This is a genomic window from Cellulomonas sp. ES6, from assembly GCF_030053835.1.
Taxonomy (GTDB): domain Bacteria; phylum Actinomycetota; class Actinomycetes; order Actinomycetales; family Cellulomonadaceae; genus Cellulomonas.
Genome location: NZ_CP125655.1, coordinates 2,641,097 through 2,666,181 on the forward strand (window position 1 = coordinate 2,641,097; position 25,085 = coordinate 2,666,181).

The 25,085-nt window shown below is 76.6% G+C and carries 22 protein-coding genes and 1 tRNA gene; 12 read left to right on the top strand and 11 right to left on the bottom strand.

Translation table 11 applies throughout. The annotated features are described in order from the left end of the window. Positions 1-316 precede the first annotated feature (316 nt). Genes P9841_RS12220 through P9841_RS12230 form a run of 3 tightly spaced genes read left to right on the top strand, consistent with a single transcriptional unit; the run spans position 317 to position 4,125 of the window. Positions 317-1,498: an ROK family protein gene (locus tag P9841_RS12220; RefSeq protein WP_283318950.1), complete on the top strand. Its 1,182-nt coding sequence runs from the start codon at positions 317-319 to the stop codon at positions 1,496-1,498. Beyond that, on the top strand, positions 1,491-2,072 hold the full coding sequence (locus tag P9841_RS12225; RefSeq protein WP_255595836.1) for a D-sedoheptulose-7-phosphate isomerase: 582 nt from the start codon (positions 1,491-1,493) through the stop codon (positions 2,070-2,072). The genes P9841_RS12220 and P9841_RS12225 overlap by 8 nt, the downstream gene beginning before the upstream one ends. A gap of 31 nt (positions 2,073-2,103) precedes the next feature. Beyond that, the gene (locus P9841_RS12230; RefSeq protein WP_283318951.1) at positions 2,104-4,125 is read left to right on the top strand and encodes a YyaL domain-containing protein; all 2,022 of its coding nucleotides are present in this window, start codon (positions 2,104-2,106) and stop codon (positions 4,123-4,125) included. Positions 4,126-4,198: 73 nt separating this feature from the next. On the opposite strand, the gene P9841_RS12235 is transcribed toward P9841_RS12230, so the two are convergent. The 3 genes from P9841_RS12235 to P9841_RS12245 form a co-directional block, all read right to left on the bottom strand. Then, positions 4,199-5,173, bottom strand: a complete 975-nt coding sequence (locus P9841_RS12235; protein ID WP_283318952.1) for a carbohydrate ABC transporter permease — start codon at positions 5,171-5,173, stop codon at positions 4,199-4,201. Next, the gene (locus P9841_RS12240) at positions 5,173-6,147 is read right to left on the bottom strand and encodes a carbohydrate ABC transporter permease (protein ID WP_283318953.1); all 975 of its coding nucleotides are present in this window, start codon (positions 6,145-6,147) and stop codon (positions 5,173-5,175) included. Before P9841_RS12240 ends, P9841_RS12235 begins: the two co-directional genes overlap by 1 nt. Before the next feature lie 223 nt (positions 6,148-6,370). After that, entirely contained in the window at positions 6,371-7,246 is an 876-nt protein-coding gene (locus tag P9841_RS12245) for a Sir2 family NAD-dependent protein deacetylase (protein WP_502848902.1), read from the bottom strand. Positions 7,247-7,390: 144 nt separating this feature from the next. Between P9841_RS12245 and P9841_RS12250 the strand changes: the two genes are divergently transcribed. After that, positions 7,391-7,477, top strand: a tRNA-Ser gene (locus P9841_RS12250). A 171-nt stretch (positions 7,478-7,648) separates the two neighbouring features. Beyond that, the gene (locus P9841_RS12255) at positions 7,649-8,038 is read left to right on the top strand and encodes a four-helix bundle copper-binding protein (RefSeq protein ID WP_283321943.1); all 390 of its coding nucleotides are present in this window, start codon (positions 7,649-7,651) and stop codon (positions 8,036-8,038) included. 16 nt (positions 8,039-8,054) lie between these two features. Here the strand turns inward: P9841_RS12255 and P9841_RS12260 are convergent, their stop codons facing one another. From P9841_RS12260 to P9841_RS12270, 3 genes are all read right to left on the bottom strand, one after another. Next, positions 8,055-8,306, bottom strand: coding sequence for a nuclease (locus P9841_RS12260; protein ID WP_283318954.1), 252 nt, complete (start codon positions 8,304-8,306; stop codon positions 8,055-8,057). Between the two features lie 384 nt (positions 8,307-8,690). Continuing rightward, a complete protein-coding gene (locus tag P9841_RS12265) occupies positions 8,691-9,551 on the bottom strand; it encodes an EamA family transporter (RefSeq protein ID WP_283318955.1) in 861 nt (286 codons plus the stop codon). Continuing rightward, entirely contained in the window at positions 9,551-10,432 is an 882-nt protein-coding gene (locus P9841_RS12270; RefSeq protein WP_283321944.1) for a MurR/RpiR family transcriptional regulator, read from the bottom strand. Before P9841_RS12270 ends, P9841_RS12265 begins: the two co-directional genes overlap by 1 nt. A 26-nt stretch (positions 10,433-10,458) precedes the next feature. Here P9841_RS12270 and P9841_RS12275 point away from each other — a divergent pair, with 26 nt between their 5' ends. Next, on the top strand, positions 10,459-11,367 hold the full coding sequence (locus P9841_RS12275; RefSeq protein WP_283318956.1) for an oxidoreductase: 909 nt from the start codon (positions 10,459-10,461) through the stop codon (positions 11,365-11,367). Between the two features lie 43 nt (positions 11,368-11,410). Here P9841_RS12275 and P9841_RS12280 read toward each other — a convergent pair whose 3' ends face one another. Both P9841_RS12280 and P9841_RS12285 read right to left on the bottom strand, forming a co-directional pair. Then, on the bottom strand, positions 11,411-12,283 hold the full coding sequence (locus P9841_RS12280; protein WP_283318957.1) for a hypothetical protein: 873 nt from the start codon (positions 12,281-12,283) through the stop codon (positions 11,411-11,413). Next, positions 12,280-13,122 (bottom strand): helix-turn-helix domain-containing protein, encoded by an 843-nt coding sequence (locus P9841_RS12285; protein WP_283318958.1) that lies wholly within the window; start codon positions 13,120-13,122, stop codon positions 12,280-12,282. Before P9841_RS12285 ends, P9841_RS12280 begins: the two co-directional genes overlap by 4 nt. A 127-nt stretch (positions 13,123-13,249) precedes the next feature. Here P9841_RS12285 and P9841_RS12290 point away from each other — a divergent pair, with 127 nt between their 5' ends. After that, positions 13,250-13,990: an SDR family oxidoreductase gene (locus P9841_RS12290; RefSeq protein ID WP_283318959.1), complete on the top strand. Its 741-nt coding sequence runs from the start codon at positions 13,250-13,252 to the stop codon at positions 13,988-13,990. 61 nt (positions 13,991-14,051) lie between these two features. Here P9841_RS12290 and P9841_RS12295 read toward each other — a convergent pair whose 3' ends face one another. Both P9841_RS12295 and P9841_RS19165 read right to left on the bottom strand, forming a co-directional pair. Then, the gene (locus P9841_RS12295) at positions 14,052-14,558 is read right to left on the bottom strand and encodes a septum formation family protein (RefSeq protein ID WP_283318960.1); all 507 of its coding nucleotides are present in this window, start codon (positions 14,556-14,558) and stop codon (positions 14,052-14,054) included. Between the two features lie 108 nt (positions 14,559-14,666). After that, positions 14,667-15,737, bottom strand: a complete 1,071-nt coding sequence (locus tag P9841_RS19165; RefSeq protein ID WP_502848905.1) for a hypothetical protein — start codon at positions 15,735-15,737, stop codon at positions 14,667-14,669. Between the two features lie 105 nt (positions 15,738-15,842). Here P9841_RS19165 and P9841_RS19170 point away from each other — a divergent pair, with 105 nt between their 5' ends. The 5 genes from P9841_RS19170 to P9841_RS12320 all read left to right on the top strand — a co-directional run bounded on the left by P9841_RS19170 (position 15,843) and on the right by P9841_RS12320 (position 21,993). Next, positions 15,843-16,583, top strand: coding sequence for an SdrD B-like domain-containing protein (locus P9841_RS19170; protein ID WP_502848907.1), 741 nt, complete (start codon positions 15,843-15,845; stop codon positions 16,581-16,583). A 32-nt stretch (positions 16,584-16,615) separates the two neighbouring features. Next, positions 16,616-17,347: a response regulator transcription factor gene (locus tag P9841_RS12305; protein WP_283318963.1), complete on the top strand. Its 732-nt coding sequence runs from the start codon at positions 16,616-16,618 to the stop codon at positions 17,345-17,347. A gap of 14 nt (positions 17,348-17,361) precedes the next feature. Then, a complete protein-coding gene (locus P9841_RS12310; protein ID WP_283318964.1) occupies positions 17,362-18,810 on the top strand; it encodes a sensor histidine kinase in 1,449 nt (482 codons plus the stop codon). Between the two features lie 89 nt (positions 18,811-18,899). Beyond that, on the top strand, positions 18,900-19,706 hold the full coding sequence (locus P9841_RS12315) for a hypothetical protein (protein ID WP_283318965.1): 807 nt from the start codon (positions 18,900-18,902) through the stop codon (positions 19,704-19,706). A gap of 124 nt (positions 19,707-19,830) precedes the next feature. Then, a complete protein-coding gene (locus P9841_RS12320; protein ID WP_283318966.1) occupies positions 19,831-21,993 on the top strand; it encodes an MMPL family transporter in 2,163 nt (720 codons plus the stop codon). 10 nt (positions 21,994-22,003) lie between these two features. Here the strand turns inward: P9841_RS12320 and P9841_RS12325 are convergent, their stop codons facing one another. After that, complete coding sequence (locus tag P9841_RS12325) at positions 22,004-25,063, bottom strand: DEAD/DEAH box helicase (RefSeq protein ID WP_283318968.1); 3,060 nt, start codon at positions 25,061-25,063, stop codon at positions 22,004-22,006. Between the last annotated feature and the right edge of the window lie 22 nt (positions 25,064-25,085).

Genomic DNA, 25,085 nt, shown 5'->3' on the forward strand with positions numbered 1-25,085 from the left:
CCGCGTGTCATCGGAGACCTCCCCGGACCCCTCCGATGGCGCGCGGACACCTCCCAGCACGTTGGGAGCCTCCGAACGGGCGGAGGGTGAGGAGGCGGTGCCGGCTGGACTCGTTCCCATGCTGACGTCGCATGCCGGACCGCCTCCCTGTCCGCATCGCCGCCCCGTGGCTTGACGGTCGATCAGGCGTCCTCCTATGCTCGTTCTGGAATCGATCCCAGGCCGGATCGGCTGCACAGGAGCCGCCGAGCCACCGCCGGGGTCCCGCGCTCGACGCCTGCCGCGTCGCGCCCCGTCGGGGGTCTGGAGGACGTGCATGACGACGGATCGACCGCTCGCGCCTGCCCGCACGGCGCAGGTCGCCCGCGACGCGGCACCAGGCCCAGCGGCTGCCGCGGCACCCGCGCCGGGGGCCTCGCGCGCGGCCGGCGCCGAGCCCGTCCTGGCGCTCGACATCGGCGGCACCAAGCTCGCGGTCGCGGTCGTCACCGTCGACGGCGCCGTGCACGGCCTGCGCATCCGGCCCACCCGGCGCGAGGAGGGCCCGCAGGCCGTCATCCGCCGGCTGTTCGACATGGGCCACGAGGCGGTCGCCGAGGCCGGGCTCGGTCCCGTCGGCGCGGTCGGCATCGCGTGCGGCGGCCCGCTCGACGCCCCCGCCGGCCTGCTGCAGTCTCCGCCGCACCTGCCGGGCTGGGACGACATCCCGATCGGCCCGCTGGCGTCGCAGGAGTTCGGCGTCCCGTTCGCGCTCGAGAACGACGCGACGGCCGCCGCGGTCGCGGAGCACCGCTACGGCGCGGGCCGTGGGCTGCGCTCCCTGGTGTACCTGACGGTGTCGACGGGCATCGGCGGCGGCGTGATCCTCGACGGGCGGCTGCACCGCGGTGCCGCGGGCAACGGCGGCGAGCTCGGCCACATCACCGTGCGGCGGGGCGGGCGCGCGTGCTCCTGCGGCCGCGCCGGCTGCATCGAGGCCTACGCCTCCGGGACGTCGATCGCGCAGCGCGCCGGGGAGGCCCTGGCCGCGGACCCGGGCTCGACGCTGGCCGGGCTGCCCGCGGTCACCGCCGCCGACGTCAGCGCGGCCGCCGCGGCGGGGGACCCGCTCGCCCGGAGCCTGTGGGACGAGACGACCGACCTGCTCGGCTGCGCCGTCGCCGACCTCGTGAACGTGCTGGAGCCCGAGCTCGTCGTGCTGGGCGGCGGCGTCACCCGCTCCGGTGCGATGCTGCTGGACCCGGTGCGGGACCTGGTCGCCCGTGAGGCGATGCCGCCGGCCGCCCGCGCCGCGACCGTGACGCTCGCGGCGCTCGGGGACGTGGTGTGCGTGGTGGGCGCCGGGGCGATCGCGCTCGACGTGCTGCCGGCCGCCGCGCCGCCCGCTGCCGGTGCCGTCGGCGATGCCGCCGCGCCCACGACCGCCCCGCCCACCTCCGCCGGGCACCCGTCCGCCGGCCCCCCGCCCCCCACCGCCCCGGAGGCCGCTCGTGTCTGACTGGCTGCACGCCCACCTGACCGCGCACACCGACGTCGCCCACGCGATGTCGGGCCTCGCGGAGCAGATCCGCGCGGCGGGCGAGCTGGTGCGCGACACGTTCGCCGCCGGCGGCACCCTGTACACGTTCGGCAACGGCGGCAGCGCCGCGGACGCCCAGCACCTCACCGGGGAGCTGGTCGGCCACTACAAGCGCGACCGCCGTCCGCTGCCCGCGGTGACGCTGAGCACGGACCCGACGTCCATGACCTGCATCGCGAACGACTACGCCTACGACGACGTGTTCGCCCGCCAGGTGCAGGCGCTCGCGCGGCCGGGGGACCTGGTGGTGGCGTTCACGACCAGCGGCCGGTCCCCGAACGTCGTCGGCGGGCTGGCGGCGGCGCGGGCGAACGGCGCGACCACCCTGCTGCTGGCCGGCGGCGACGGCGGTCCGGCGCGGGAACATGCCGACCACCTGCTGCTCGTCCCGTCGGCCACCACCCCGCGCATCCAGGAGATGCACACCTTGGTGCTGCACGTCATCAGCGAGATGGTGGACGCCTGGGCCGCCGACGAGGCGCCCACCGCCTGACCGCGTCCCCCGAGACGAGAGGAACCGCGCCGTGGACGAGGGTGTCCTGCTGCGACCCGCGGGGACCCGGTGGCCGGGCGGCGACGCGCCCGTCGTGGGCTCCGTCCCGCACGTCGTCGAGGTCGTGGCCCCGGACGGCACCGTCACCCCGGTGCCCCCGACGTCGTCCCCCGGCCCGGGGGCGGTCGCCGGCGAGGCGGCGGGGTTCCGCGCCACGGCGTGGTGGTCGCCGCCGAGTGCCACCGGTCGCGTGGACGTGCGGCTCGACGTCGAGCACCGCGGCGCGGTCGAGCGGGACGCGTGCCTGCGCGTCCGCGTGCTGCTGCCCGCCGCCCCGCACCCGCCGTGGTGGCTGGTCCCGGGCGCGTTCTACGGCGAGAACCGGCCGGTCGGCTGCGAGCGGGCGTTCCCGCGGTTCGAGGTCGGCGCCGACGACCCGGCCGGCATGGTGAGCGACCACTGGGAGCTCCGGGCGGACCGCGCCGCGACCCCCGCGGTGCTCGCGTGGGCCGGCCCGGGGGGCGTCGCGCTGCTCGCGCCCGAGACGACGCCGCTCGGCATGACCGGGCTCGGCCTGGCGCACGACGCGGCGACGGGCGTCGGCAGCATCCACCTCACGTTCCCGTTCCGGGAGGGGCCGGTGTCGTACACGGGGTCGGCCACGCCCGCCCCGGCGGAGGTCACGACGCACCGCTGGACGCCCGGCGAGCGGGTGTCGCTGCGGTTCGCCGTGCACCCCACCGGCCCGGACCGCCACGCGTACGCGGCCGTCCTGCGGGAGGAGCACGAGCGGACCCGCGCCGGCTCGCCGCTCGCGCCGTGGGTGGGCGTCGACGAGGCGGCCGACCTCGCCGCCGAGGGCCTGCACCGCTGGCACTACGCCGAGCCGGGCGTCCTGCTGGAGACCGTCGGGTTCGACCGCGAGGTCAGCGGCCGCGACGGCCTGACGGTGGACCGGCAGGCCATGCACGTCGGCTGGGTCAGCGGCATCCCGTGGGCGCACGCCCTGCTCGCGCACGCCCGCCGCCGCGGCCGCCCGGACGCCGGCGCCGCGGCCGCCCGCGTCATCGACTTCATCTGCGAGAACCTCGCGCCCTGCGGCACGTTCTGGGGCGTCTGGTACGCCGAGCACGGCTGGTCGCAGTCGTGGTCGCACACCAGGGGAGCCCTGCACTCCCGGACGCTGGCCGAGGCGGCGCAGTTCCTGGCGCGCGCGCTCGAGCTCGGGGCGGACGTGCGCGCCGCGCACCCGCGGTGGGAGGCGGCGCTGCTGTCGAACCTCGACGCGGTGGTGCGCCGGCAGCGCGCCGACGGCAACCTCGGCTCCGCCCACCACGCGCAGACCGGGGAGGTGCTGTCCTGGGAGGGCGCCGCGGGCCTGGCGTGGGTCGGGGCGCTCGCGGAGGCCGGCCGCTGGGACGGCCCCGGTGGCGGCGACGGCGCGTACCTCGCGGCCGCGGTGCGCGCAGGGGAGTACTACGCGCAGTTCGTCGACCGGGAGTTCCTGCACGGCGCACCGGAGGACGTCGACCTCGCGCCGACGTCCGAGGACGGGTACGTGGCCGTCATGGCGTACGTCGCGCTGCACCGCCGCACCGGTGACCCGCGCTGGCTCGACCTCGCGCGCCGCGCGGCCGACTGGATGCTGACGTTCCGGTACTCGTACAACACGCGGTTCCCGGCGGGCACGATGCTGGAGCGCTACGGCTTCGCGACCCGCGGCGCCGACAACGCCTCGCCGTCCAACCAGCACCTGCACGCGTACGGGCTGGTGTGCACGGCCGAGCTCGCGGAGCTGTCCGGGGCGCTCGGGGACCCCTGGTACGCCGAGCGCGCCGCCGAGACGCTCGCGTGCTTCCGGCAGATGGTCGCGCGGTTCGACGGCGACATGAACGCCTACCGCGGCATGACGTCCGAGCGGTACTACCAGACTGCGTGCTTCCAGCCGAAGGGCATGCTGCTCACGCTGTCGCACGCCTGGACGACCGGGGTGCTGCTGCTGGCGTGCGAGCAGGTGCTGGCGCGCCCGGGGCTGCTGCCCGACCCGGTCTGAGCAGCCGCGCGCACGATGCGAGGGCCGGGTCGCCGTGTGCGCGGCCCGGCCCTCGTCGTCGGTGCGGCGGGTGTCAGCCCTTGCGGCCCTGCGTCGCCACGCCCTCGATGAAGTAGCGCTGCCCGAAGGCGAACAGCGCCAGCATCGGCAGCGTGACCAGCAGCGACGCCACCATCACGTACTGGTAGTCGCCCTGCCCGCCGGCGGTCGGCGAGTACTTCGTCATCGCGTACGCGATGCCGAGCGGCGCCGTGAACTCGTCCGGGCTGCCGGCGTTGAGGTAGATCAGCGCGGCCTGCAGGTTGTTCCACGACGCCTGGAACTCGAACAGCAGCACGATGATGAACGACGGCACGGACAGCGGGAACGCGATCCGCCAGTAGGTGCGCCACTGGTTCGCGCCGTCGATGCGCGCGGCCTCGAACAGCTCCCGCGGCAGGCCCAGGTAGAACTGCCGCTGCAGGAAGATGTAGAACGCCGACCCGAACAGGTTCGCGCCGAACAGCGGGACCCACGTGCCGAGGAACCCGAGCTCCTTCCAGATCAGGTAGATCGGGATCATCGTGACGGCGCCGGGCAGCATCATCGTGGCGAGCACGAGGCCGAACAGCGGGCCGCGCAGCGGGAACCGGAAGTGCGCGAACCCCCACGCGACCAGCGAGGACGACACGGCGACGCTGACGGCCGCCAGCACCGCGATGCCGATGCTGTTGACCATCCAGCTGCCCAGCGGCAGCTCGTCGAAGACGCGGACGTAGTTGTCCCAGTGGAACGTCGTGGGCCACAGCGAGTTGTCGAACACCTGCCCGCGGCCCTTGAGGCTGGCGGCGAGCAGCCACGCGAACGGGTACAGGAACACCAGGGAGATGACCGCGAGCGCCGCGAGGACCACGCCGCGCTTGATCCGGCGGCCGGTGCGGCCGCCGCCGCGGACCTCGCTGGGTGCGGGCCCGGTCGGGTCGATGGGGCGGTCGCCCTGCCCGGCGGCGTCCTCGGGGAGGCCGGGGACCTGGCGGACGGGCGTGTTCGTGGTGCCGGTGCTGGCCATCAGTCCTTGCCCCCCTCGTAGTAGACGAACCGGTTGCCGAACTTCATCTGGATGGCCGTGATCGCCATGATGATCACGAAGAGCAGCCAGGCCATCGCGGCGGCGAACCCGAAGTTGAACTGCCGGAACGCCTGCTGGAACAGGTAGATCGCGTAGAACAGCGAGGCCTCAGGGGAGGCGTTTGACTGGTCGCGCCAGAACAGCAGGTACGCCTGGTCGAACACCTGGAACGCGGCGATCGACAGCACGATCACGTTGAAGAAGATGGCGCTCGAGATCATCGGCAGCGTGATGTTGCGGAACCGCTGCCAGACGCCGGCGCCGTCGAGCTCCGCGACCTCGTAGAGCTCGCGGGGGACGTTCTTCAGGGCGGCCAGGAAGATCACCATCGTCCCCGACACGCCCCACAGCGTCATGAGCACGATGGACGGCTTGATCCACGCCGGGTCGACGAGCCACTGCGGCCCCTCGATGCCGAAGATCCGCAGGAACTGGTTCAGCGCCCCGGTGTTGCCGTTCAGCAGCAGGAAGAACACGGCGGCGGTCGCCACGGCGGGCGTCATCTTGGGCAGGTAGTACACGGTGCGGAAGAACCCGGCGCCGCGACCGGCCTGGTTGAGCAGCGAGGCGAGGCCCAGCGCCACCAGGATCTCCAGCGGCACGGCGAGCACCGCGTAGAACAGCGTGTTGCCGAGCGCCGTGGCCACGCGCGGGTCGGTGAACAGCTGCGCGTAGTTCTCGAAGCCCGCCGGGCGGGCCGTGTTGGTGGCCAGGTTGTAGTGGCTGAACGAGATCACGAGGCTGTAGACCATCGCCCCGGCCGTGAAGATCAGGAACCCGACGATCCACGGCGAGATGAACAGGTAGCCGGCCAGGGCCTCGCGCTTGTTGTAGGGCACCTTGTCCCGCCGCTTGCGCGGGGCCCGGGGCGAGCGCGCGACCACCGGGGCGGCGTCGGCTCTGAGCTGCGTCATCGGGGCCTCCAGTCGACCGATATCGCCGGTCGAGGCCTGCCCCTGCTCCGTTGCCCGGCGATGTGGCAACGATGCCACATGCCGCGACTATAGGGCGCAGGGGGTGCTGCCGCAAGACACCGGCCGGAGCCCGCGGGCTACCTCACGGGCGCTGTCGGGGGCAGCGTCGCACGAAGCGCGGGACCCCACGACCGGAGCGGCCACCGCGCCCCGGACCCCGGCGTCAGAGCCGCGCCGCGAGCTCCGTCAGCGCTTCCGACGCGCCCTCGTCCAGCGTCAGCGTCGCCAGCGGGTCGCCCCGCGTCGCCCCCCGGTTGAGGATCACCACCGGCTTGCCCGCGGCCGCCGCGTGCCGCACGAACCGCAGCCCCGACTGCACCGTCAGCGACGACCCCGCCACCAGCAGCGCGTCCGCCTCGTCCACCAGCGCGTACGCCTCGGCCACCCGCGGCGCCGGCACCGTCTCCCCGAAGTACACGATGTCCGGCTTCAGCATCCCGCCGCACGGCCCGTCGCCCCCGTCCGGGTCCGGCAACCAGCAGTCCACGACCCGGAAGTGCGCGGTCCGCTCGATCACCGCGTCCGCGTCCGGGGCGATCTCCACGTCCCCCACGGCCCCGACCGACTCCGCGAACCCCGGGTTCGCCGCCTCGAGCCGCTCCGCCAGCTCCGCGCGCGACACCGTGCGCCCGCACCGCAGGCACACCACCCGGTCGTACCGGCCGTGCAGGTCGATCACCCGCCGCGACCCCGCCTGCTCGTGCAGCAGGTCCACGTTCTGCGTGATCACCCCCAGCACCACGCCGTGCGCCTCCATCGACGCCAGCGCGCGGTGCCCCGCGTTCGGGTGCGTCCGGTGCACGTACCGCCAGCCCACGTGGTTGCGCGCCCAGTAGTGCCGCCGGAACGCCGCGTCCCCCACGAACTGCTGGTACGTCATCGGGTTGCGCGGCGGCGAGTCCGGCGACCGGTAGTCCGGGATCCCCGAGTCCGTCGACAACCCTGCGCCCGTCAGCGCCGTCACCCGGCTGCCCCGCAGCAGCGCCACCACGTCGTCCACCGTCCCCGGTTTCGGCCGCGCGTCGTCGTGCGCCGGCACCGGCAGACGCACCGGCGGCGCCGGCGTCACGGGCGGGAGGGGCAGCGCGGGGGTGTGGGGCACGGGGTCCGGGGACGTCACGGGTCCACGCTACGTCCGCCGATGCGGGAGTTCGTCCCGGCATCCGGTAGTCTCTCCTGCCGAGGTAGCGTGTCCGAGCGGCCTAAGGAGCACGCCTCGAAAGCGTGTGTGGGTGAAAGTCCACCGTGGGTTCAAATCCCACCGCTACCGCGTGACGAGAGCCCCGCCGGTGTCCGGCGGGGCTCTCGTGCGTCCGGGCGGAGCCGCTGCCGCGACCCGAGCAGCCGCTCGTGCGCCTCTGGTGGCCCCGGGCCCTGCGACGTAGCGTCGTGCGTGCCGGAAGCACCAGCCGATCGCACGAGAGGTGGCACTGCCGTGAGCATGATGATGGACATGATGAAGTCGATGCCGGCGGGCACGACGGGGATGGACATGACCGCGATGCAGCCGTGCATCGAGGCGTGCTCGGCCGCCGCGATGGCGGCGACGATGTGTGCCGACGCCGACGCCGGGGAGAGCATGGGCCGGTGTGCGTCCATGTGCGCCAGCACCGCGGACGTGGCGACCACGACGATGCGGATGATGATGCGGCCGGCGGGCTACGACATGACCGTGATGTCGGCGATGATGCAGGCCTGCGTCGCGATGGGCGAGGCGTGCGCGGCGGAGTGCGAGATGCACGCGTCCATGTCGGAGCACTGCCGGATCTGCGCGCAGGCCTGCCGGGCGATGGTCGACGCGTGCGGCTCGATGATGTCCTCGATGGCCTGACGCGCGGCGGGGACCGCTAGACCGACGGGCGGGCGGCGTACCAGACGCCGCCCACCGCGAGCAGCCCGGCGACCGGGTGCACCGCCACCGGCTCCCCGGGCTGCGGCGTCGCGCGCGTCGTGAGCGCGTGCAGCCCGCCGTCGAGCAGGGCGACCGTCACCTGGGCCTCGCCCTGCTCGACGACGAGGCCGTCGCGCCAGGCGCTGGGCGAGGCGGAGGCGACGACCTCCTGGATGGGGAGGACGTCGACGCGGGTGTGCTGCGGCACTTCAGGCTCCTGGGGTCCGGCGGGTCGTGCGGTGCGGGTGCACTCACGCGCCGGGACCGGGTGGACCGGGGCGGGGCGGAGCGCGGCTGCTGCGGGATGACGCGGGCCCGGCCCGGGGCGCGCCTCAGGCGCGGGCGGGGGGGCCGCTGGGACGTCAGCGACACATTCGACAGCGGCACCGCACCGTCGGCACGGCGACGGACCCCGCGGTGAGCGGGGTCGCGTGGGCGTGCCGGACGGCGGACATGGCGACGAGTCTGAGCAGGCCCGGGGGACGTGTCAAGGACGCCCGCGGTTTCTCGTGCAGCCGTGCAGGTCAGCCGGGGGGAGCGTGCGCGCACCGTCCGGAGCGTGGACGCCTCGGGCGTCGGTGAGCGTCCCGGTTCACGCGCTGATCGCGACGATGCCGGCGAGCACCACCGCGGCCCCGAGCAGGCGGCGCACGAGCCCGCCGTCGCGCGTGAGCAGCCACGCGACCAGCGCGCCGATGACGATCGACGACTCGCGCAGCGGGGCGACGAGCGCGACGGGGGAGGTCTGCATCGCGGTGAGGACGAGGACGTAGGCGAGGGGTGACAGGACCGCGACGGCGGCGACGGGCGCGCGGTCGACGCGGAGCGTGTGCGGCAGGGCGCGCCGGCGCCGGATGACGCCGGGTGCCAGCGCGACGGTCTGGAGCAGCAGGGTCCCGGCGTAGTAGCTGACCGGGGCGAGGCCGAGCGCCGTCACCGTGTAGGCGTCCCAGAGGGTGTACGCGGCGATCGTGGTGCCGGTCGCGGCGCCCCACGCGAGGCCGGGGACCGGGTCGGCACCGGTGCGGCGTAGGGGGTTGCCGGTGACGACGGCGATGCCGGCGAGGATCCCGAGGGCGCCGACGACGGCCAGGCGCGTGGGGCGCTCCCCGAGCACGGCGACGGCGAGCACGGTGGTCAGCAGCGGGCCGGTGCCGCGGGCCACCGGGTACACGACGCCGAGGTCCGCGCGGTCGTAGCCGGCCTGGAGGGTGAGCGAGTAGGCCAGGTGGAGGGTGGCCGAGACGGCGGCCGCGCCGAGCAGCGGCCAGGTGACCGGCTGCGAGCCGGTCGTCGCCGCCAGGGCCGCGAGCGGGAGGCAGAGGACCGCGGAGCCCGCCGTGTACGCGGCGACGAACAGGACCGTGTCGCCCCGCTTGGCCGTCGAGGCGAGGTTCCAGGTGGCGTGCGCCACCGCCGCGACGAGGACGGTCGCGAGGGTGGCGGGCGGCATCAGGTGAGGTCGGGCAGGTCGACGCCGGCCCGCTCGGTGCGCGCGACCCGGTCGGGGTCGCGCAGCGCGAGCGCGGTGGCGAGGGCGTCGACGGCGGCGAGCTGGGCGAGGCGGCTGCCGGCGGCCGCCATCTGGGTGGTGAGCGGGGCGCCGCCGACGACGAGCGCGATGTCGGCGACGTCGGTCAGCGGGGTCCCGTACTGGTTGGTCACCGCGACGACGGTGGCGCCCGCGGTCGCGGCGGCGTCGGCGACGGCGACCGTCGTCTCGGTGCGGCCCGTCGAGCTGACGGCGACGGCGACGTCCCCGGCGTCCAGCAGGCGGGCCGCGATCATCGCGGACTCGTGGTCGGTGATCCCCGCGGTGCGCACACTGAGCGCGCGCAGCCGGAACACGACGTCGGCCGCGACCGTCGCCGACGGGCCCGCGCCGTACGCCACGAGCTGGCCGGCGCGCAGGACCGCGGAGACGGCCTCGTCGAGCGCGGCGGGGTCGAGGGCCCCGCCGAGGGCGGTGAGCGCCTCGACGCCGGTGCGCACGCTCGCGTCGATGATGGTGCGGGTGGTGTCGGCGCTGGTGAGCGTGCGGGGCGGGGCGAAGAACTCGGTGGTGCCCCGCGCGCGGGCGATCTCCAGCTTCAGCTCGGCGAACCCGGCGAAGCCGACGGCGCGGGCCGCGCGCACCACGCTCGGCGCGGACACCCCCGCGCGGCCCGCGACCTGCGCGGCGGTGCTCCGCCCGACGAACAGCGGGTCCGTGAGGAGCAGCTCGACGACCTTGGCCTCGCTCGCCGCCAGACCGGCGGTCCGTGCCTGCACCGAGCCGAGCCAGCGCCGCAGCGGGTCGCCCTGGCCGGAAATGCCGTTACCGTCGCGCTGCATCACGCGTCACACGATAACATCGCGGCATGGGCGCAGACAGCGGGCAGGCGGTCGAGCGGGTCGCCGTCGTCGGGCCGGGGGCGATCGGGACGGCGGTGGCCGCCGTGCTGCACGAGGCGGGGCGGACGCCGGTGCTCTGCGGACGCACGCCCCGGGCGGACCTCACCCTGGTGGACGGCGAGCGGCGCGTGGTCGTCCCCGGACCCGTCCACACCGACCCCGGCGCCCCGGCGGAGACGGTCGACGTGCTGCTCCTGGCGGTCAAGGCGACCCAGACGGCCGCGGCGGCGCCGTGGCTGCGGCGCCTGTGCGGACCCGGGACGGTGGTGGGCGTGCTGCAGAACGGCGTCGAGCAGGTCGCCGCCGTGCGCCCGCACGTCCCGCCGGGCGTCGAGGTGGTGCCCGCGGTCGTCTGGTTCCCCGCGCAGGCGCAGGCCGACGGCACGGTCCGGCTGCGGGGCGAGCCCCGGCTGACGCTCCCGGAGGGGCCGGGGGCCCAGCGCGTCGCAGCCGCCCTGCGCGGCACGCGCTGCCGGGTGGACCTCGCGGCCGACTTCGCCGACCTGGCCTGGCGCAAGCTCCTGCAGAACGCCGCCGCCGGGATCATGGCGCTCACGGGCCGGCGCGCCGGCGTCTTCACGCGCCCGGACGTGGCCGACCTGACTCGCGCGTACCTGCGGGAGTGCCTCGCCGTCGCGCGCGCGGAGGGTGCGACGCTCGGCGACGACACCCCCGAGGCCGTCCTCGGCGGCTTCCAGGCCGCCCCGGCCGACATGAGCACCTCGATCCTCACCGACCGGGAGGCCGGGCGACCGCTCGAGTGGGACATCCGCAACGGCGTGGTCTCCCGCCTCGGCCGGGTGCACGGCGTCCCGACGCCGATCGGCGACACCCTCGCGACGCTCCTCGCGGCCACCAGCGACGGCCCGGGCTGACGTCGGGCCGGACCCGGCGGCGGGGCCCCCGGCGCACCGGCCGTCAGACCACGGGACGGACGCGGTCGACCAGGCGGGTCCGGGCCGTGCCGTCGCCGAGCTCGTGCCGGGCGCCCGGGGTGGCGGCGTAGAAGAGCAGCGTCCCGGCGAGGAACAGCGGGTCGATGTCGAGCACCGGCGTCGGCACGCCGAGCACCGCGCCCTGGGGCGAGCCCAGCCCCCCGGGCACGGGGGCGCTCAGGAACCGACCGCGCCGCCGCCAGGAGGCCGAGCGGGCGCCCGGCCTCGCGAGCAGGTGGAGCACAGGCCAGGAGCCGGTGTCGCCGAGCCGGACGTCCGCGAGGTCGTCCCAGGCGAGGTGGCCGTCGCCGTCCCAGCCGTGCACGGTGACGCCGCGGGCGTCCAGGACGAGGCGGTGCGGACGGCGGCGCAGGCGCAGCAGGCTGTCGGGGAGCGGCAGGGCGAGCAGCACGGCGGCGCCGACCATCACCCACGTGATCGGCGCGGGATCGCCGAGCTGGAGCGAGGCCGCCGCGAGCAGCACGACGACGAGGCCGCCGGTCGTCGCCGCAGGCACGGTGAGCAGGGTCGTGGACCACGTGAGCACCGTCGCGCGGCTCCCGTCGGGGAGCGTCTCGACCGCCACGCGCCGGCCGTCGAGGGGCGGTCGGCGCAGGTACATCCGGTGGAACCCGATCGCGCCGCCGCCGACCCACAGCAGTCCCGCCCCGGCGACGACCACGCAGGTCGCCGGAGACCAGGTGCCGGGCGAGGCCACCAGCAGGGCGACGGCGAGCAGCGTCAGGGCGGAGCCGAGCAGCGCGTTGCCGACGACGACCGCCCACAGCGCCGGCCACCACCGGTAGCGGCGCAGCAGGGCGACGGACGCGGTGGGGGCGTCGCGGGGCGCCGTCACCCGGACACCACCTCCCCGGAGTCCTGCGCCGCGAGCGCCCCCAGCAGCCGCAGCCGCTCCGCGCTGGGGCTGCCCGCGTCGGCGTAGTAGACGACCAGGACCACGCCCTCGACCGGCAGCTTGTCGCGGTGCAGCGTCAGCTCGCCGACCACGGGGTGGTGCACGACCGTCGTGCCGCCGGTGAGCGGGCGCACGTCCTGGCGCGCCCACAGGGAGCGGAACCGGGCGCTCGCCAGCGAGAGCTCGCCGACGAGCTCGATGATGCGCGGGTCGTCGGCGTCGTCCCCGACGCTCTGGCGGAACGCGCCCAGGAACCCGGCGACGGCGGCGTCCCAGTCGGCGTGGAAGGCCCGCTCCTCGGGGTCGAGCAGCAGGGACCGGAGCCGGTTCTCGCCCGGTCGCAGCCGAGGCGAGAACGCGGCGGCGAGCGAGTTGGCGGCCAGGACGTCGAACGCGCGGCCCTCGACGAACGCCGGCACGTCGAGCGCCGCGAGCAGGTGGTGCAGCCGCTCCGGCACCCGCTCGGGCGGCCGGCGGCGGGGACGGGAACGGGGCTGCGGCACGGCGAGGTCCCGCAGGTACGCGGCCTCGACGTCGTCGAGCCGCAGCACCCGGGCCAGCGCGTCGAGCACCTGGGCGGACGGGTTGCGGTCGCGGCCCTGCTCGAGCCGCAGGTAGTAGTCGGCGCTGATGCCGGCGAGCAGCGCGACCTCCTCGCGGCGCAGCCCGGCGACCCGCCGGTTCGCGCCGCCGGGGATGCCGGCCTGCTCGGGCGTGACGAGCGCGCGGCGGGCACGCAGGTACGCGCCGAGCCGCCGGGTGCCGTCGTCCGCGCTCACCGGACCACGGTAGGCGCGCGGCCCCGTCCGCGGGGTGGTCCCGTCACTCCCAGGAACCACGGGGCCGACCCGCGTCGGCGCCGCCGGGCCGAACCTGGAGGTCCCCGCACGGAAAGAAGGAACGACCATGGACCTCTCGCACCGCACCGCCCTGATCGTCGGCGGCACGTCCGGCATCGGGCTCGGCCTCGCCCACCGGCTGGCACGCCTGGGCAGCACCGTCGTCGTCGGGGGCCGCCGGCCCGAGCCCGTCGACGGCCTGGAGTCGGTGCAGGTCGACGTCACCGACCCCGCCTCGGTGCTGCGCGCCCGGGACGAGGTGCTCGCCGCCCACCCGGACCTGGACCTCGTGGTGACGATGTCCGGCGTGATGCTCGTCGAGGACCTGCTGGACCCCGCGCACATCGCCGCCGCCGAGTCGACGGTCGCCACCAACCTGCTCGGCACCATCCGCGTGCTCGACGCGTTCACGCCGCACCTCGTCGCCCGGGGCGCCGGGGCGTTCGTCACGGTGACCTCCGGCATCGCGTTCCTGCCGTTCCCGGCGATGCCGACCTACGCGGCGTCGAAGGCCGGCGTCCACGCCTACACCGAGGCGCTGCGCGTGCAGCTCGCCGGCACGGGGGTCGAGGTCACCGAGCTGGTGCCGCCCGCCGTCGCGACCGCCGGGCAGGAGACCGTGAACCCCGCGGCGCTGCCGCTCGACGCGTTCCTCGACGAGGTGCTGGACCTGCTCGGGCGGACGCCGACGCCCGACGAGGTCCTGGTGCAGGGCGTGCGGATGCACCGCTGGGCGGAGCGCGACGGCACCTACGCCGAGCTGGTGGCGCGGCGGTCGCAGGCGCTCGCGACGATGCTCGGGCGCTGACGGACCGAGGCCCCCCGCCGGGTGTCCGGCAGGGGGCCTCGGCGCAGGCGGTCGCGCGACGTCAGAGCGCGGAGCCCTCGAACGACTGCGTCACCATCTCGGACGGGTGCTGCGCCACGCACTGCAGCGCGTCGTCGCCCTGGTCCCAGCTCTGCTCGGTCGGGTACAGGAACGTCACCTCGAGCACCGAGCTCTCGTACGCCGCACCGACGAACGGCTCGAACTCCGCGAGGCAGAACTCCTGGGCCATCGCGTCCAGCTCGGTCTGCTCCGGCAGCTCGGTGAGCGTCTGCTCGGCGTAGATCTGGCCGTCGTGCGGCTGGTCGCACGGCAGCGCCTGGAGGGACTCGACCATCGTCTCGCCCGCGGACGGCATGACGAGGCAGTCCTTCACCTCGAGCGAGAAGACGCTGGCCTCGGCGGACTCGGTGATCTCACCGGACGCGGAGTCGCGCTTGGCGTCGTCGGCGCCGCCCAGCACGCCGCAGGCGGAGACGGACAGGACGAGCGCTGCGGCGCCCGCGAGGACGGCGGCGGGACGGGACAGGTGGTGCACAGGGAACGTCATGGCGACATCCCAGCAGGTCACAGCCGGTTCTGCTCGCCGGGTCACACCGCGGACGCCCGGTTCGCCCGATCGGACGCCCCGCCCCGCGCCGGGTCGCCGCCCCAGGTGCTACCACCCCCGGGCCCGGACCTCACCCGCCCGCCCGGCTACCGAACCCCGCTGCGGAGCCGATGAACACCCGGCGGGACCCCACCGGGAGGTCCACAGGGGGAGGGATCCAGGATGGGCGCACGACGCACGGCGGCTGCGGCCGCCGTCACCGCGGTGCTGGTGGGGATGACGGTCGCCCCGGCGCTCGCCGCTCCGGCCGGGAGCACCACGTCGGTGACCATGTGCCACCGGACGCGTTCGGTCACCAACCCCTACCGGCTCATCACGGTGTCGCAGTCCGCCGTCACGGGCAACAACGGCGCCGGCTCCGGCAACGCCAGCGGGCACGGCGGGCACAGCGGGCCCGTGTTCGACGCCACGCCCGGCTACTACACGACGCACGCCAAGAGCTGGGGCGACATCATCCCGCCCTTCGGCAACTACAAGGGCCTCAACACCACGGGCCCTCTCCCCGCGTCCCCGACCTGCCGGGGGATGGCCGCGCAGGAGTTCTACGACGTCCAGCGCGAGGCCGGCGTGCCGCGCGACGAGATCATCGCCGACCTCCAGGAGCAGGGCGCCGCGGGTGATCCCACGACGACGGAGCTCGCCGCGTTCGTGTACACCGGCACCGACTCGACGCTGACCGCGGAGGACCAGGCGGCGACCGGCACGACCCCGCCGAGCACGGACCCCTCGACGGATCCCGACCCGTCGACCGACCCGGACCCGAGCACGGACCCGGACCCGAGCACGGATCCGGACCCGTCGACCGACCCGGACCCGAGCACGGATCCGGACCCGAGTACTGACCCGGACCCGTCGACTGACCCAGACCCGTCCACGGATCCGGACCCGGACCCGGACCCGAGCACCGACCCGGACCCGAGCACCGATCCGGACCCGAGCACCGATCCGGACCCGAGCACCGATCCGGACCCGAGCACCGATCCGGACCCGAGCACCGATCCGGACCCGAGCACGGATCCGGACCCGAGCACTGACCCGGACCCGTCGACCGATCCCGACCCGTCCACGGATCCCGACCCGGGGTCCGGCGGCGGTGCGCCGACCCCGAGCACCCCGCAACCGTCACCGTCGCCCACGCCCACGCCCACGCCGACCCCGAAGCCGACCCCGTCGGTCCCCGCGCCGTCGGCCCCGGTGACGGGTGACCAGCGGATCACGGGCACCGTGTGGCTGGACCGTGACCGCGACGGGGCGCAGAGCCTCCCGGCCGAGCCGGGCCTCGCGGCGGTCGCCGTGGAGCTGTACCACGTCGAGCTCGCGGGCGGCGGTGGCGCGGGCCGCGTCACGTCCGCCGCGGCCCCGGCGGTCGCCGGCACCCTGGTGGCGCGGGTGACGACGTCGGCGTCGGGGGAGTTCGCGTTCTCGTCCGTCGCGCCGGGCTCGTACTCGGTGCGCGTCCTGTACCCGGAGTCGCTCGCGGTGACGTGGGACTCGGAGGGCGCGGCCGACGCGTCGGCACTCGTCCTCGTTCCGGAGCGCGGTGAGGCGCAGGCGCAGGTCGGGCTGGCCGGCGACGCCCGCGCGGACCTGCGCGTGACGACGCCGGCGGGCACGCCCGTCGACGGCACGGTGCTGCTCTGGTGGGCCGGCCCGGACGGCGTCTTCGGCACCGACGACGACCTGCAGGTCCCGGTGACGGCGGTCGGCGGCCGGGTGCTGGCCGACGGCCTGCCGCCGGGGGAGTACCGCGTGCTGTCGCAGGACGGCGCGGTGGTCTCCGGGACGGTCGCACTGTCGGCGGCCGGTGGCGCGGCGGCCGTGACGCTCGGCGCGGCGCCCGCGGCCGGGCCCTCGCTCGCGGAGACCGGCGCCGTGCTCGGGACCACGCTCCTGGCGGCGTCGTACCTGGTCGTCGGTGGGCTCGTGCTCACGGTCGTCGCACGTCGCCGGGGCCGCCGGGCCTGACCGGTCCGCGCAAGGCCTGGCAGGATCGGGCCGTGCCTGCCGACCGTCCGCACGTCCTGGTCGTCGACGACGACCCGGGCATCCGGGAGCTGCTCACCGCGGGGCTCGCGTTCTGCGGGTTCGCGGTGACGGCCGTCGGCACGGTCGCGTCGGCGCTGACGGCGCTGCGGGAGCAGCGGCCGGACGTCGTGGTGCTCGACGTGATGCTGCCCGACGCGGACGGCGTCGACATGCTGCGGGTGGTGCGGCGGTCGGGGGACCGGACGCCGGTGGTGCTGCTCAGCGCGCGCGACGCCGTGGCCGACCGGGTCGCGGGGCTGGCGGTGGGCGGCGACGACTACGTGACCAAGCCGTTCGACCTCAGCGAGGTGGTGGCCCGCCTGGAGGCGGTGCTGCGGCGCACGCGGGACGGCGGCGCGGTCGGTGCGGGGCCGGAGGGGGCGTCGGCGGCGGACGAGGTGCTGGCCTACCGCGACCTGCGCGTCGACACCGCGCGGATGCTGGCGCACCGCGGCGGGCGGGACCTGGAGCTGTCCCCGGCCGAGTTCCGCCTGCTCGCCGCGCTGGCCGCGAGCCCGGAGCGCGTGCTGTCGAAGGCGCAGCTGCTCGACCGCGTGTGGGCGTACGACTTCGGCGGCGACACCTCCGTGGTCGAGAAGCTGGTGTCCCGCCTGCGGCGCAAGGTGGACCCGCCGGACGAGGAGCCGCTGGTGCGGACCGTGCGGGGGTTCGGGTACGCGCTGCGCGCCGGGGGCGGCGGCTGATGGTGTGGGCCCCCGTGCGCCGGCCGCGTCCGCCCCGGTCGATCCGCGGCCGGGTCGTCGCCGGCGTCGCGGGCGCCGTGGTCCTCGCGCTGCTCGTCGCCGGGCTGCTCAGCGTCGTCGCGCTGCGCGCGTCGCTGCTCGCGCGGACCGACGACCGGCTGCGCGACGGCGCGGGGACGGTCCGGCAGGCGCTCGGGGCCGCCGGTGACGACGGCCTGCTCGTCCGCGACGCCCGGGTCCGGGTGCTGCTCGAGGCGTCCACGGCGGACCTCGCGGTGCACCTGGTCGCCGGGGACCGCGTCGTGGAGACCGTCGCCGCGTCCGGCGCGGTGCCCGCCCCGGTCGACGTCGCCGACGCCGACGCCCTGCGCGACGGGCCCGGGTGGCTGCCCGGTGACCGCCCGCTGCGGGCGCTCACCGTGGAGACGCCCGGCCTGACGGTGGCGGACGGGGACGCCGAGACCGCAGTGGACGAGGTCGTGCTCGTCGCCGACGTGTCGGAGGACCGGCGGACGGTCGCGAGCCTCGCGCGGATCGAGGTGGCCGCGGGCGCGGGGGCCACGGTGGTCGGTGTCGTGCTGGCCTGGTGGGCGGCGGGTGCCGGCCTGCGCCCGCTGCGGCGGATGGCGGCCTCCGCGGAGCGCATCGCGGCCGGCGACCGGTCGGTGCGGATCCACGACCCCGCCGCGCAGCCCACCGAGACGCGGCTGCTGGCGACGGCGCTGGACGAGGCCCTCGACCAGCGGGCGGTCGCCGAGCAGCGGGTGCGGGACTTCGTGGCCGACGCCGCGCACGAGCTGCGGACCCCCCTGACGAGCGTGCACGGCTGGGCGGACCTGTACCTGCAGGGGGCGCTCGACGAGGACGGTCTGGACCGGGCGATGGAGCGCATCGGGCGCGAGACCACGCGGATGCGGCACCTCGTCGAGGAGCTGGCGCTCCTCGCGCGGCTCGACGCGGACGTGCCGCTGCGCGCCGAGGCGGTCGACCTCCGGGGCGTCGTGGCGGACGTCGTGGCGGACCTGGGCGTCCTCGCCCCGGGACGCCCGGTCGTGTGGCGGCCGCCCGCGGAGCCGGTGGTCGTCGCGGGCGACCGGGACCGCCTGGTGCAGGTGGTGCAGAACCTCGTCGGCAACGTCCTGCGGCACACCCCGGCGTCGGTGCGCCTCACCGTGACGCTCGACGGGTCCGCAGCCGACGGCCGCGCCCGCCTGGTCGTCCACGACGACGGACCGGGCGTGCCGCCCGAGCTCGTGCCCCGGGCGTTCGACCGGTTCGTGCGGTCGCGCGCGGTGCCCGCGACCGGGCCGCAGGGAGCGGCGGGCGGCCCCCGACGGGAGGGCTCCGGGCTCGGCCTGGCGATCGTGGACGCCCTCGTCCGGGCGCACGGCGGGACCGTCACGCTGCGGTCCGGCGCGGATGAGGGGACGACCGTGACGGTGGAGCTGCCGCTGCTGCCCTGACCGGCTCCCAGGGACCCGGGGGCGGGACGTCAGCCTCCGGTCAGGTCCGCGGGAGCCGTCGTGCAGCCTGCCCTGGTCTGCTGCGCGACGTGCCCCGACACCCCCGCCCCGCCCGCACCCCCGCCCGGCAGCCCCGGCCCCCGGCGCCGCGCCCGGGCCTGCGCCGGCCCCGGCGGCGGACCGTCGTCCTGGGCGCCGTCGTCGCCGGGCTGCTCGTCGTCCTCGTCGGGGCCGACCTCGCCACCCGGTGGTGGGCGGAGGGCCGCGCCGCCGACCGGCTCGGCACCGAGCTCGCCGACCGCGGCCTCCGGGACGTCGGCGTGCACCTCGACGGCGTCCTGGTGCTGCCCCAGCTGCTGGGCGGTGACCTCGACGGGGTCGTCGTCTCGGCGGTCGTGCCGTTCGAGGCGCTGGACGCGTCCGGGCTGTCGCAGGGCTCCGACGGGTCCGGCACCGAGGGGCAGGGCGACGGGGAGGACGGCGGACGCACCCCGCCCGCGGGCGGCTCCGGCGCCGCCGGGTCGCTGGACGGGCTGAGCTGGTCCGGCGAGGACGGGCTGCTGGTCGCCCGCGGCGAGCTGACGCGCCGGTCCCTCTCGCTGCCGGTCGCGGTGGCCTCCGAGGTCGCCGCCGCCGACGGGGACCTCGTCCTCACGCCGCGCACGGTGACGGTCTCGGGCGTCACGCTCCCGGTGGACCGGGCCGCCGGCCTGCTCCCCGGCGGTCTGGCGGACCTGCTCGCGCCCCGGCGCGTCGACGTCGGCGCGCTGGTCCCGGAGCGGTTCGACGGCGCCGAGCTGCGCTCCGCCTCGGTGACCGAGCAGGGGGTGGCGGTGTCCGTCGCCGTCCCCGGCGACGTGCTGCCGGGTCCGGGTGCGGCGGCGTCCGCCCCGTAGCCCCGTCCGCCCCTCGACCCCCACGTCGTCGTCCCGCCGCCCGCAGACCGGACGCGCCGCCCCGCCCGACCTGCCCGTCCCGCCCGACCCGGTCCGCCCGTCCCTGCTCCTGAGAGGTCCTCCCGTGCCCCGTCCTGTGATCGCCCTCGCCCGGTTCAGCGCCCGCCACCGGCGCCTCGTCCTGGCCGGCTGGGTGCTGCTGGCCGTCGCCCTGCTCGCGGGGAGCCGCGCCCTGGGCTCGGCGCTGGACGACGACCTGTCCGTCCCCGGCAGCGACAGCGCCGCGGCGGCCGAGGTCCTCGGCACCGTCGGAGGCTCCGACGGTGCAGCGGACGAGGTGGCGACGTCCAGCGTGCTCGTGGCGTCCGACGGCCCGGTCACCGACCGTGCCGCGGACGTCGCCGCCCTGGCCGCGTCCCTCGCCGCGGTGGACGGCGTCACCGGGGTGACCGACCCCCTGGCCGACGCCGCGCCGGGCGACCGGCCGGCCGGCGTCAGCCCCGACGGCAGGGCCGTCACGCTGCGCGTCGCCGCGCAGGACGACGTCGACGCCCCCGCCCTGCGCGCGGCGGTCTCCGGGGCGCGGGACGACGGCCTGGACGTCGGCGTCGGCCAGCCGCTGGTCCGCGACCTGGAGCCCGCGGCCGACTCCCGCGTCAGCGAGGTCGTCGGGCTGGCCGCCGCCGTGCTGGTGCTGCTCGTGGCGCTCGGCTCGGCGGTCGCGATGACGGTCCCGATCGCGACCGCGCTGGTCGGCGAGGTGGGCGGCCTGTCGGCGCTGCAGCTGCTCGGGCACGCGGTCACCATCCCGACGGTGGTCCCGACGCTGGCGACGATGATCGGCCTGGGCGTCGGCATCGACTACGCGCTGTTCCAGGTGGCCCGCCACACCGAGAGCCTGCGGGCGACCCCCGACCGGGTGGAGGCGGCGGCGGTCACCGCCGCGACGTCGGGCTCGGCGGTCGCGTTCGCGGGCGTCACGGTCGCGGTGGCGATCTCCGCGCTCGCGGTGACGGGGGTCGACTTCGTCTCGTGGCTGGGGTTCGGCACGGCGGTCGTCGTGCTGGTGGTGCTGCTCGCGGCGCTCACGTTCACGCCGGCGCTGCTCGCGACGCTCGCGCCCCGGCTCGCGCGGCCGCGGCGCCGGTGGGGCCGGGGTCGCGCGGCGGCGTCCGACCCGGCGGCGCCGTCCGACCCCGCGGCGGCGCTCGACGCCACCCGCTGGGCCGGCTTCGCGCGGCTCGTGACCCGCCGGCCGTGGGTGTCCGTCGCGGTCAGCTCGCTCGTCCTGGGGGCGATGGCCCTGCCGGCCGCCTCGATGACGCTCGGCCAGGGCAGCGACGGGGACCGGCCGCTCGGCACGGAGCGACGGACGGCCTACGACCTGACGGCCGAGCACCTCGGGGCCGGCGCGAACGCGACGCTCGTCGTCGCGGCGACGCTCGACCCGGCGGCGTCCGGTCCCGACGACCCCCGCGCGGCCGGCCTCCGCGCGGACGTGGCGGCGGTCGAGGGCGTGGCCGCGGTGGCGGCGCCGCAGCTCGCCGCCGACGGCTCCGCCCTCACGCTGCGCGTCACGCCGACCACCGACCCGGCGGACCCGGCGACGGCCGACCTCGTGGCGCGGCTGCGGGCGCTCGACCCGGCCGAGGCCGAGGTCCACGTCGGCGGGCAGACGGCGGCGCGGCTCGACCTGTCCGACCGGATCGCCGAGCGCCTGCCGTGGCTCGTGCTGGCGACGGTCGCCGTGGCGGCGCTGCTGCTGGTCCTCGCGTTCCGGTCGATCGCGGTGCCGCTGAAGGCCGCCGCGATGGACCTGGTGTCGGTGGCCGCGGCGTACGGGGTGGTGACCGCGGTGTTCGAGTGGGGCTGGGGCGTCGGGCTGCTCGGCCTGGACGGCCCGGTGTCGGTGGACGCCTACGTGCCGATGATGCTGTTCGCCGTGCTCTTCGGCCTGTCGATGGACTACGAGGTGTTCCTGCTGTCCTCGGTGCGCGAGCACTGGCGGGCGACGGGTGACGCCACCCTGGCGGTGCGCCGGGGCGTCGCCTCCACGGGGCGCGTGATCACGGCTGCGGCGGCCATCATGCTCGCGGTGTTCGGGTCGTTCGTGCGGGTGGACGACCCCACCATCAAGGTGTTCGGCGTCGGGCTCGCGGTCGCGGTGCTCGTCGACGCCACGCTGGTGCGCTGCGTGCTCGGCCCCGCGGTCATGGCGCTCATGGGCCGCTGGAGCTGGTGGCTGCCCCCGCGCCTCGACCGGGTGCTCCCGCGGGTCGAGGTGTGACGACGGGCGCTCAGGCCAGCAGCTCGCGCACCTCCGCCGCGGTGACGGCGGCCGAGAACAGGTCCCCGTCGTCGACCACGGCGTCGACGAGCGCGGCCTTGCGCCGCTGCAGCGCCACGACCTTCTCCTCGATCGTGCCCGCCGCGAGCAGCCGGTAGACCATCACGGTGCGGTGCTGACCGATGCGGTGCGCGCGGTCGACGGCCTGCTGCTCGACGGCCGGGTTCCACCAGGGGTCCAGCAGGAACACGTAGTCGGCCTCGGTGAGGTTCAGGCCCGTGCCGCCGGCCCGCAGGCTGAGCAGGAACACCGGGGCGTCGCCGCGGCGGAACCCGTCCACGACCTCCTCGCGGCGGGTCGTCGAGCCGTCGAGGTACGCGTGCTCGACGCCGGCGGCGGTCAGCCGCTCCGCGACGAGCCGCAGGTAGGACGTGAACTGGCTGAACACGAGCGCCCGGTGGCCCTCGGCGACGACGTCGGCGATCTGCTCCACCAGCGCCTCGGTCTTCGCCGACGGCACGCCGGCCAGGGCCGGGTCGATGAGGGAGGCGTCGAGCGCGAGCATCCGCAGCAGCGTGAGCGAGCGGTAGACGATGAACCGCTGCCGGTCCAGGTCGTCGACGAGCCCGAGGACCTTCTGCCGCTCGAGCTGGAGGTACCGGTCGTACACCGCGCGGTGCTCCGGGGAGAGCTCGACGGCGAGCGTCTGCTCCTGCCGGTCGGGCAGGTCCGCGGCGACCAGGTCCTTGGTGCGGCGCAGCAGGAACGGCCGGACGCGCCGCCGCAGCCGGTCGAGCCGCACGGACCGCAGGCGCTCGGCGCTCGCGGGCAGGTCACCCGCGCCGGGCCCGGTGCTGATGCCCGCGTGCACGCCCTCGATGGGACGCACGTAGTGGTCGGCGAACCGGCGCGCGGACGGCAGTAGGCCCGGCGTCGTGAGGGCGAGCAGCGCGTGCAGCTCGGTCAGCGAGTTCTCGACGGGCGTCCCGGTGACCGCCAGCGTGAACGGGACGCCGAGGTCGCGGACGGCCCGGTGCCCCCGCGACGCGGCGTTCTTCACCTGCTGCGCCTCGTCCAGGACGACCCCGGCCCAGCCGTCGCCGGCGGCGGCGACGCGGGCGTACGCGTCCGCGTCCAGCCGCAGCAGCGCGTAGCTGGTGACGACGACGTCCGCCCCGCGGGCGACCTGAGCGAGGGGCGTCGGCGCGGTCGCCTCGGTGCCCGCCACCCGGCGGACCGTCAGGCCGGGGGTGAAGCGGGCCGCCTCGGCGACCCAGTTCGGGACGACGGAGGTCGGCGCGACCACGAGGAACGGCCGGTGCGGCTCCGCCGGCCCGCGCTGCTCGACGGCGTGCTGCACGAGCGCGAGCGTCTGCACCGTCTTGCCGAGGCCCATGTCGTCCGCCAGCACGCCCCCGACCCGGTGCCGCCACAGGAACGCGAGCCACCGGAACCCCTCGGCCTGGTACGGGCGCAGCTCCGCCCGCAGGCCGGCGGGCAGCGGCACCGTCCCGCCGGCCGGGTCCTGCGCCTCGGCCAGGAGCGCCTGCCACGCGGGGGCGGCCTCGGCCTCGTCCGCCAGCTCGGCCAGCTCCTGCCACAGGGCCGTCTGGTGCCGGCTGATCCGCAGGCCCGTCTCCCACTCGGTGAGGTCGCGGGCCTCCGCGATGAGCTCGACCAGGGGCTGGAGCGCGGGGTGGTCCAGGGACAGGTAGGTGTGGTCGACCAGCAGGAGCTTGCGCCGGCCCTTCGCGAGGGCCGTGAACAGCGGCACGAACGGCACCGTCCGGCCCTCCAGGGTCACGGTCACGCCGAGGTCGAACCAGTCGTTCTGCTCGGTGGGCTGCGCGGTCACGGTGAGCACGGGCGTGCCCCGCAGCTCGCGGTACGCCGGGGCGTCGCCGACCGTGTCCACCCGCACGCCCGGCAGGCCCGCGAGGCGCGGCAGCACGGTCGTGGCGGCCTCCGCGGCCTCCACGTCGCGCAGGGTCAGCCGCCGCGGCAGCTCGCCGCCCGGTGCGGCGTCCCCGGCCGCGTCGTCCGGCCACCACCCCGCGGGCAGCGCGCCACCGAGCAGCGCCCGCGGGTCCGGCGTGGGCGCCGCGGCGCGGCCGGCGTCCCAGCGCCAGGCCAGGTCGAGCACGTGGCCGGGGGAGTGCGTCGCGGTCAGGACGAGCGTCGGGGGTGCGGGCGGCGGGAGGTCCACGGTCCCGTCGGCGCTCGTGACCTCCATCCCGGCCCGCAGCGCCGGCAGGTGCTCAGCGAGGAACGCGGGCGCCTCGGCGTCGGGCACCACGACGCCGGCCCCCAGCGCGTGGCCCACCGTCCGGCCGCCGGCCGCCCCGAGCAGCGCGAGGTGCTGCGGCGTCAGCGGCTCCGCGACCGGCGCGAGCACGACGTCGCGGGGCCGCGCCGGGTCGGCCACCCACACGCCGTGCGTCCCGACCGGGTGCGCGTGGCGGACGGGCACCGCCGCGTCGTCGACGGTGACCCGGGCGCCGAGCCGGATGCCGCCGTCGACCCGGGTGGCGTCGATGCCCACCGCGGCTGCCGCCGCGACGCGGACCTCAGCCCGCGCGGACGCCCCGACGAGGGGCAGCCCGAGGCCGTCCGCCTGGGCCAGCAGCTCCCACAGCACGGGGTTGACGAAGTCGTCGAGGAACAGCCAGCCCGGGTCGTCCCCGGGCCGGGGAGGCCGGCCCGCCCGGTGCAGCGCCCCGAGCTGGCACAGCCAGCGGTGCTGGGCGTCGTCCAGGTCGAGCCGCTCCTGCAGGTGCGGCAGGTTCGACCACGTGAGGCCGGCGCGTGCCCAGCCGCGCGCGGTGCGGACCACCGGGCGTGCGCCGAGGCGAAGCTCGCCGCTGCCGGGGGCGCCGTCCGCCGGGGTCCGGCGCCCGGCGGCGCGCGAGGTCGGGCCGTTCCAGCGGTCCCGCGTCCGGGGCGTCAGCTCGCGGACCTCCAGCTGGAGCGCGGCCCGGCCGGAGCGCGCCGCGTCCTCGGTGCCTCCCCACGCGAGCAGCCCGTCGAGCACGGCGTGCCACGGCTCGGGTGGGACGGGGGGCTCGGGCACCGGGCGATCGTGCCACAGGCCC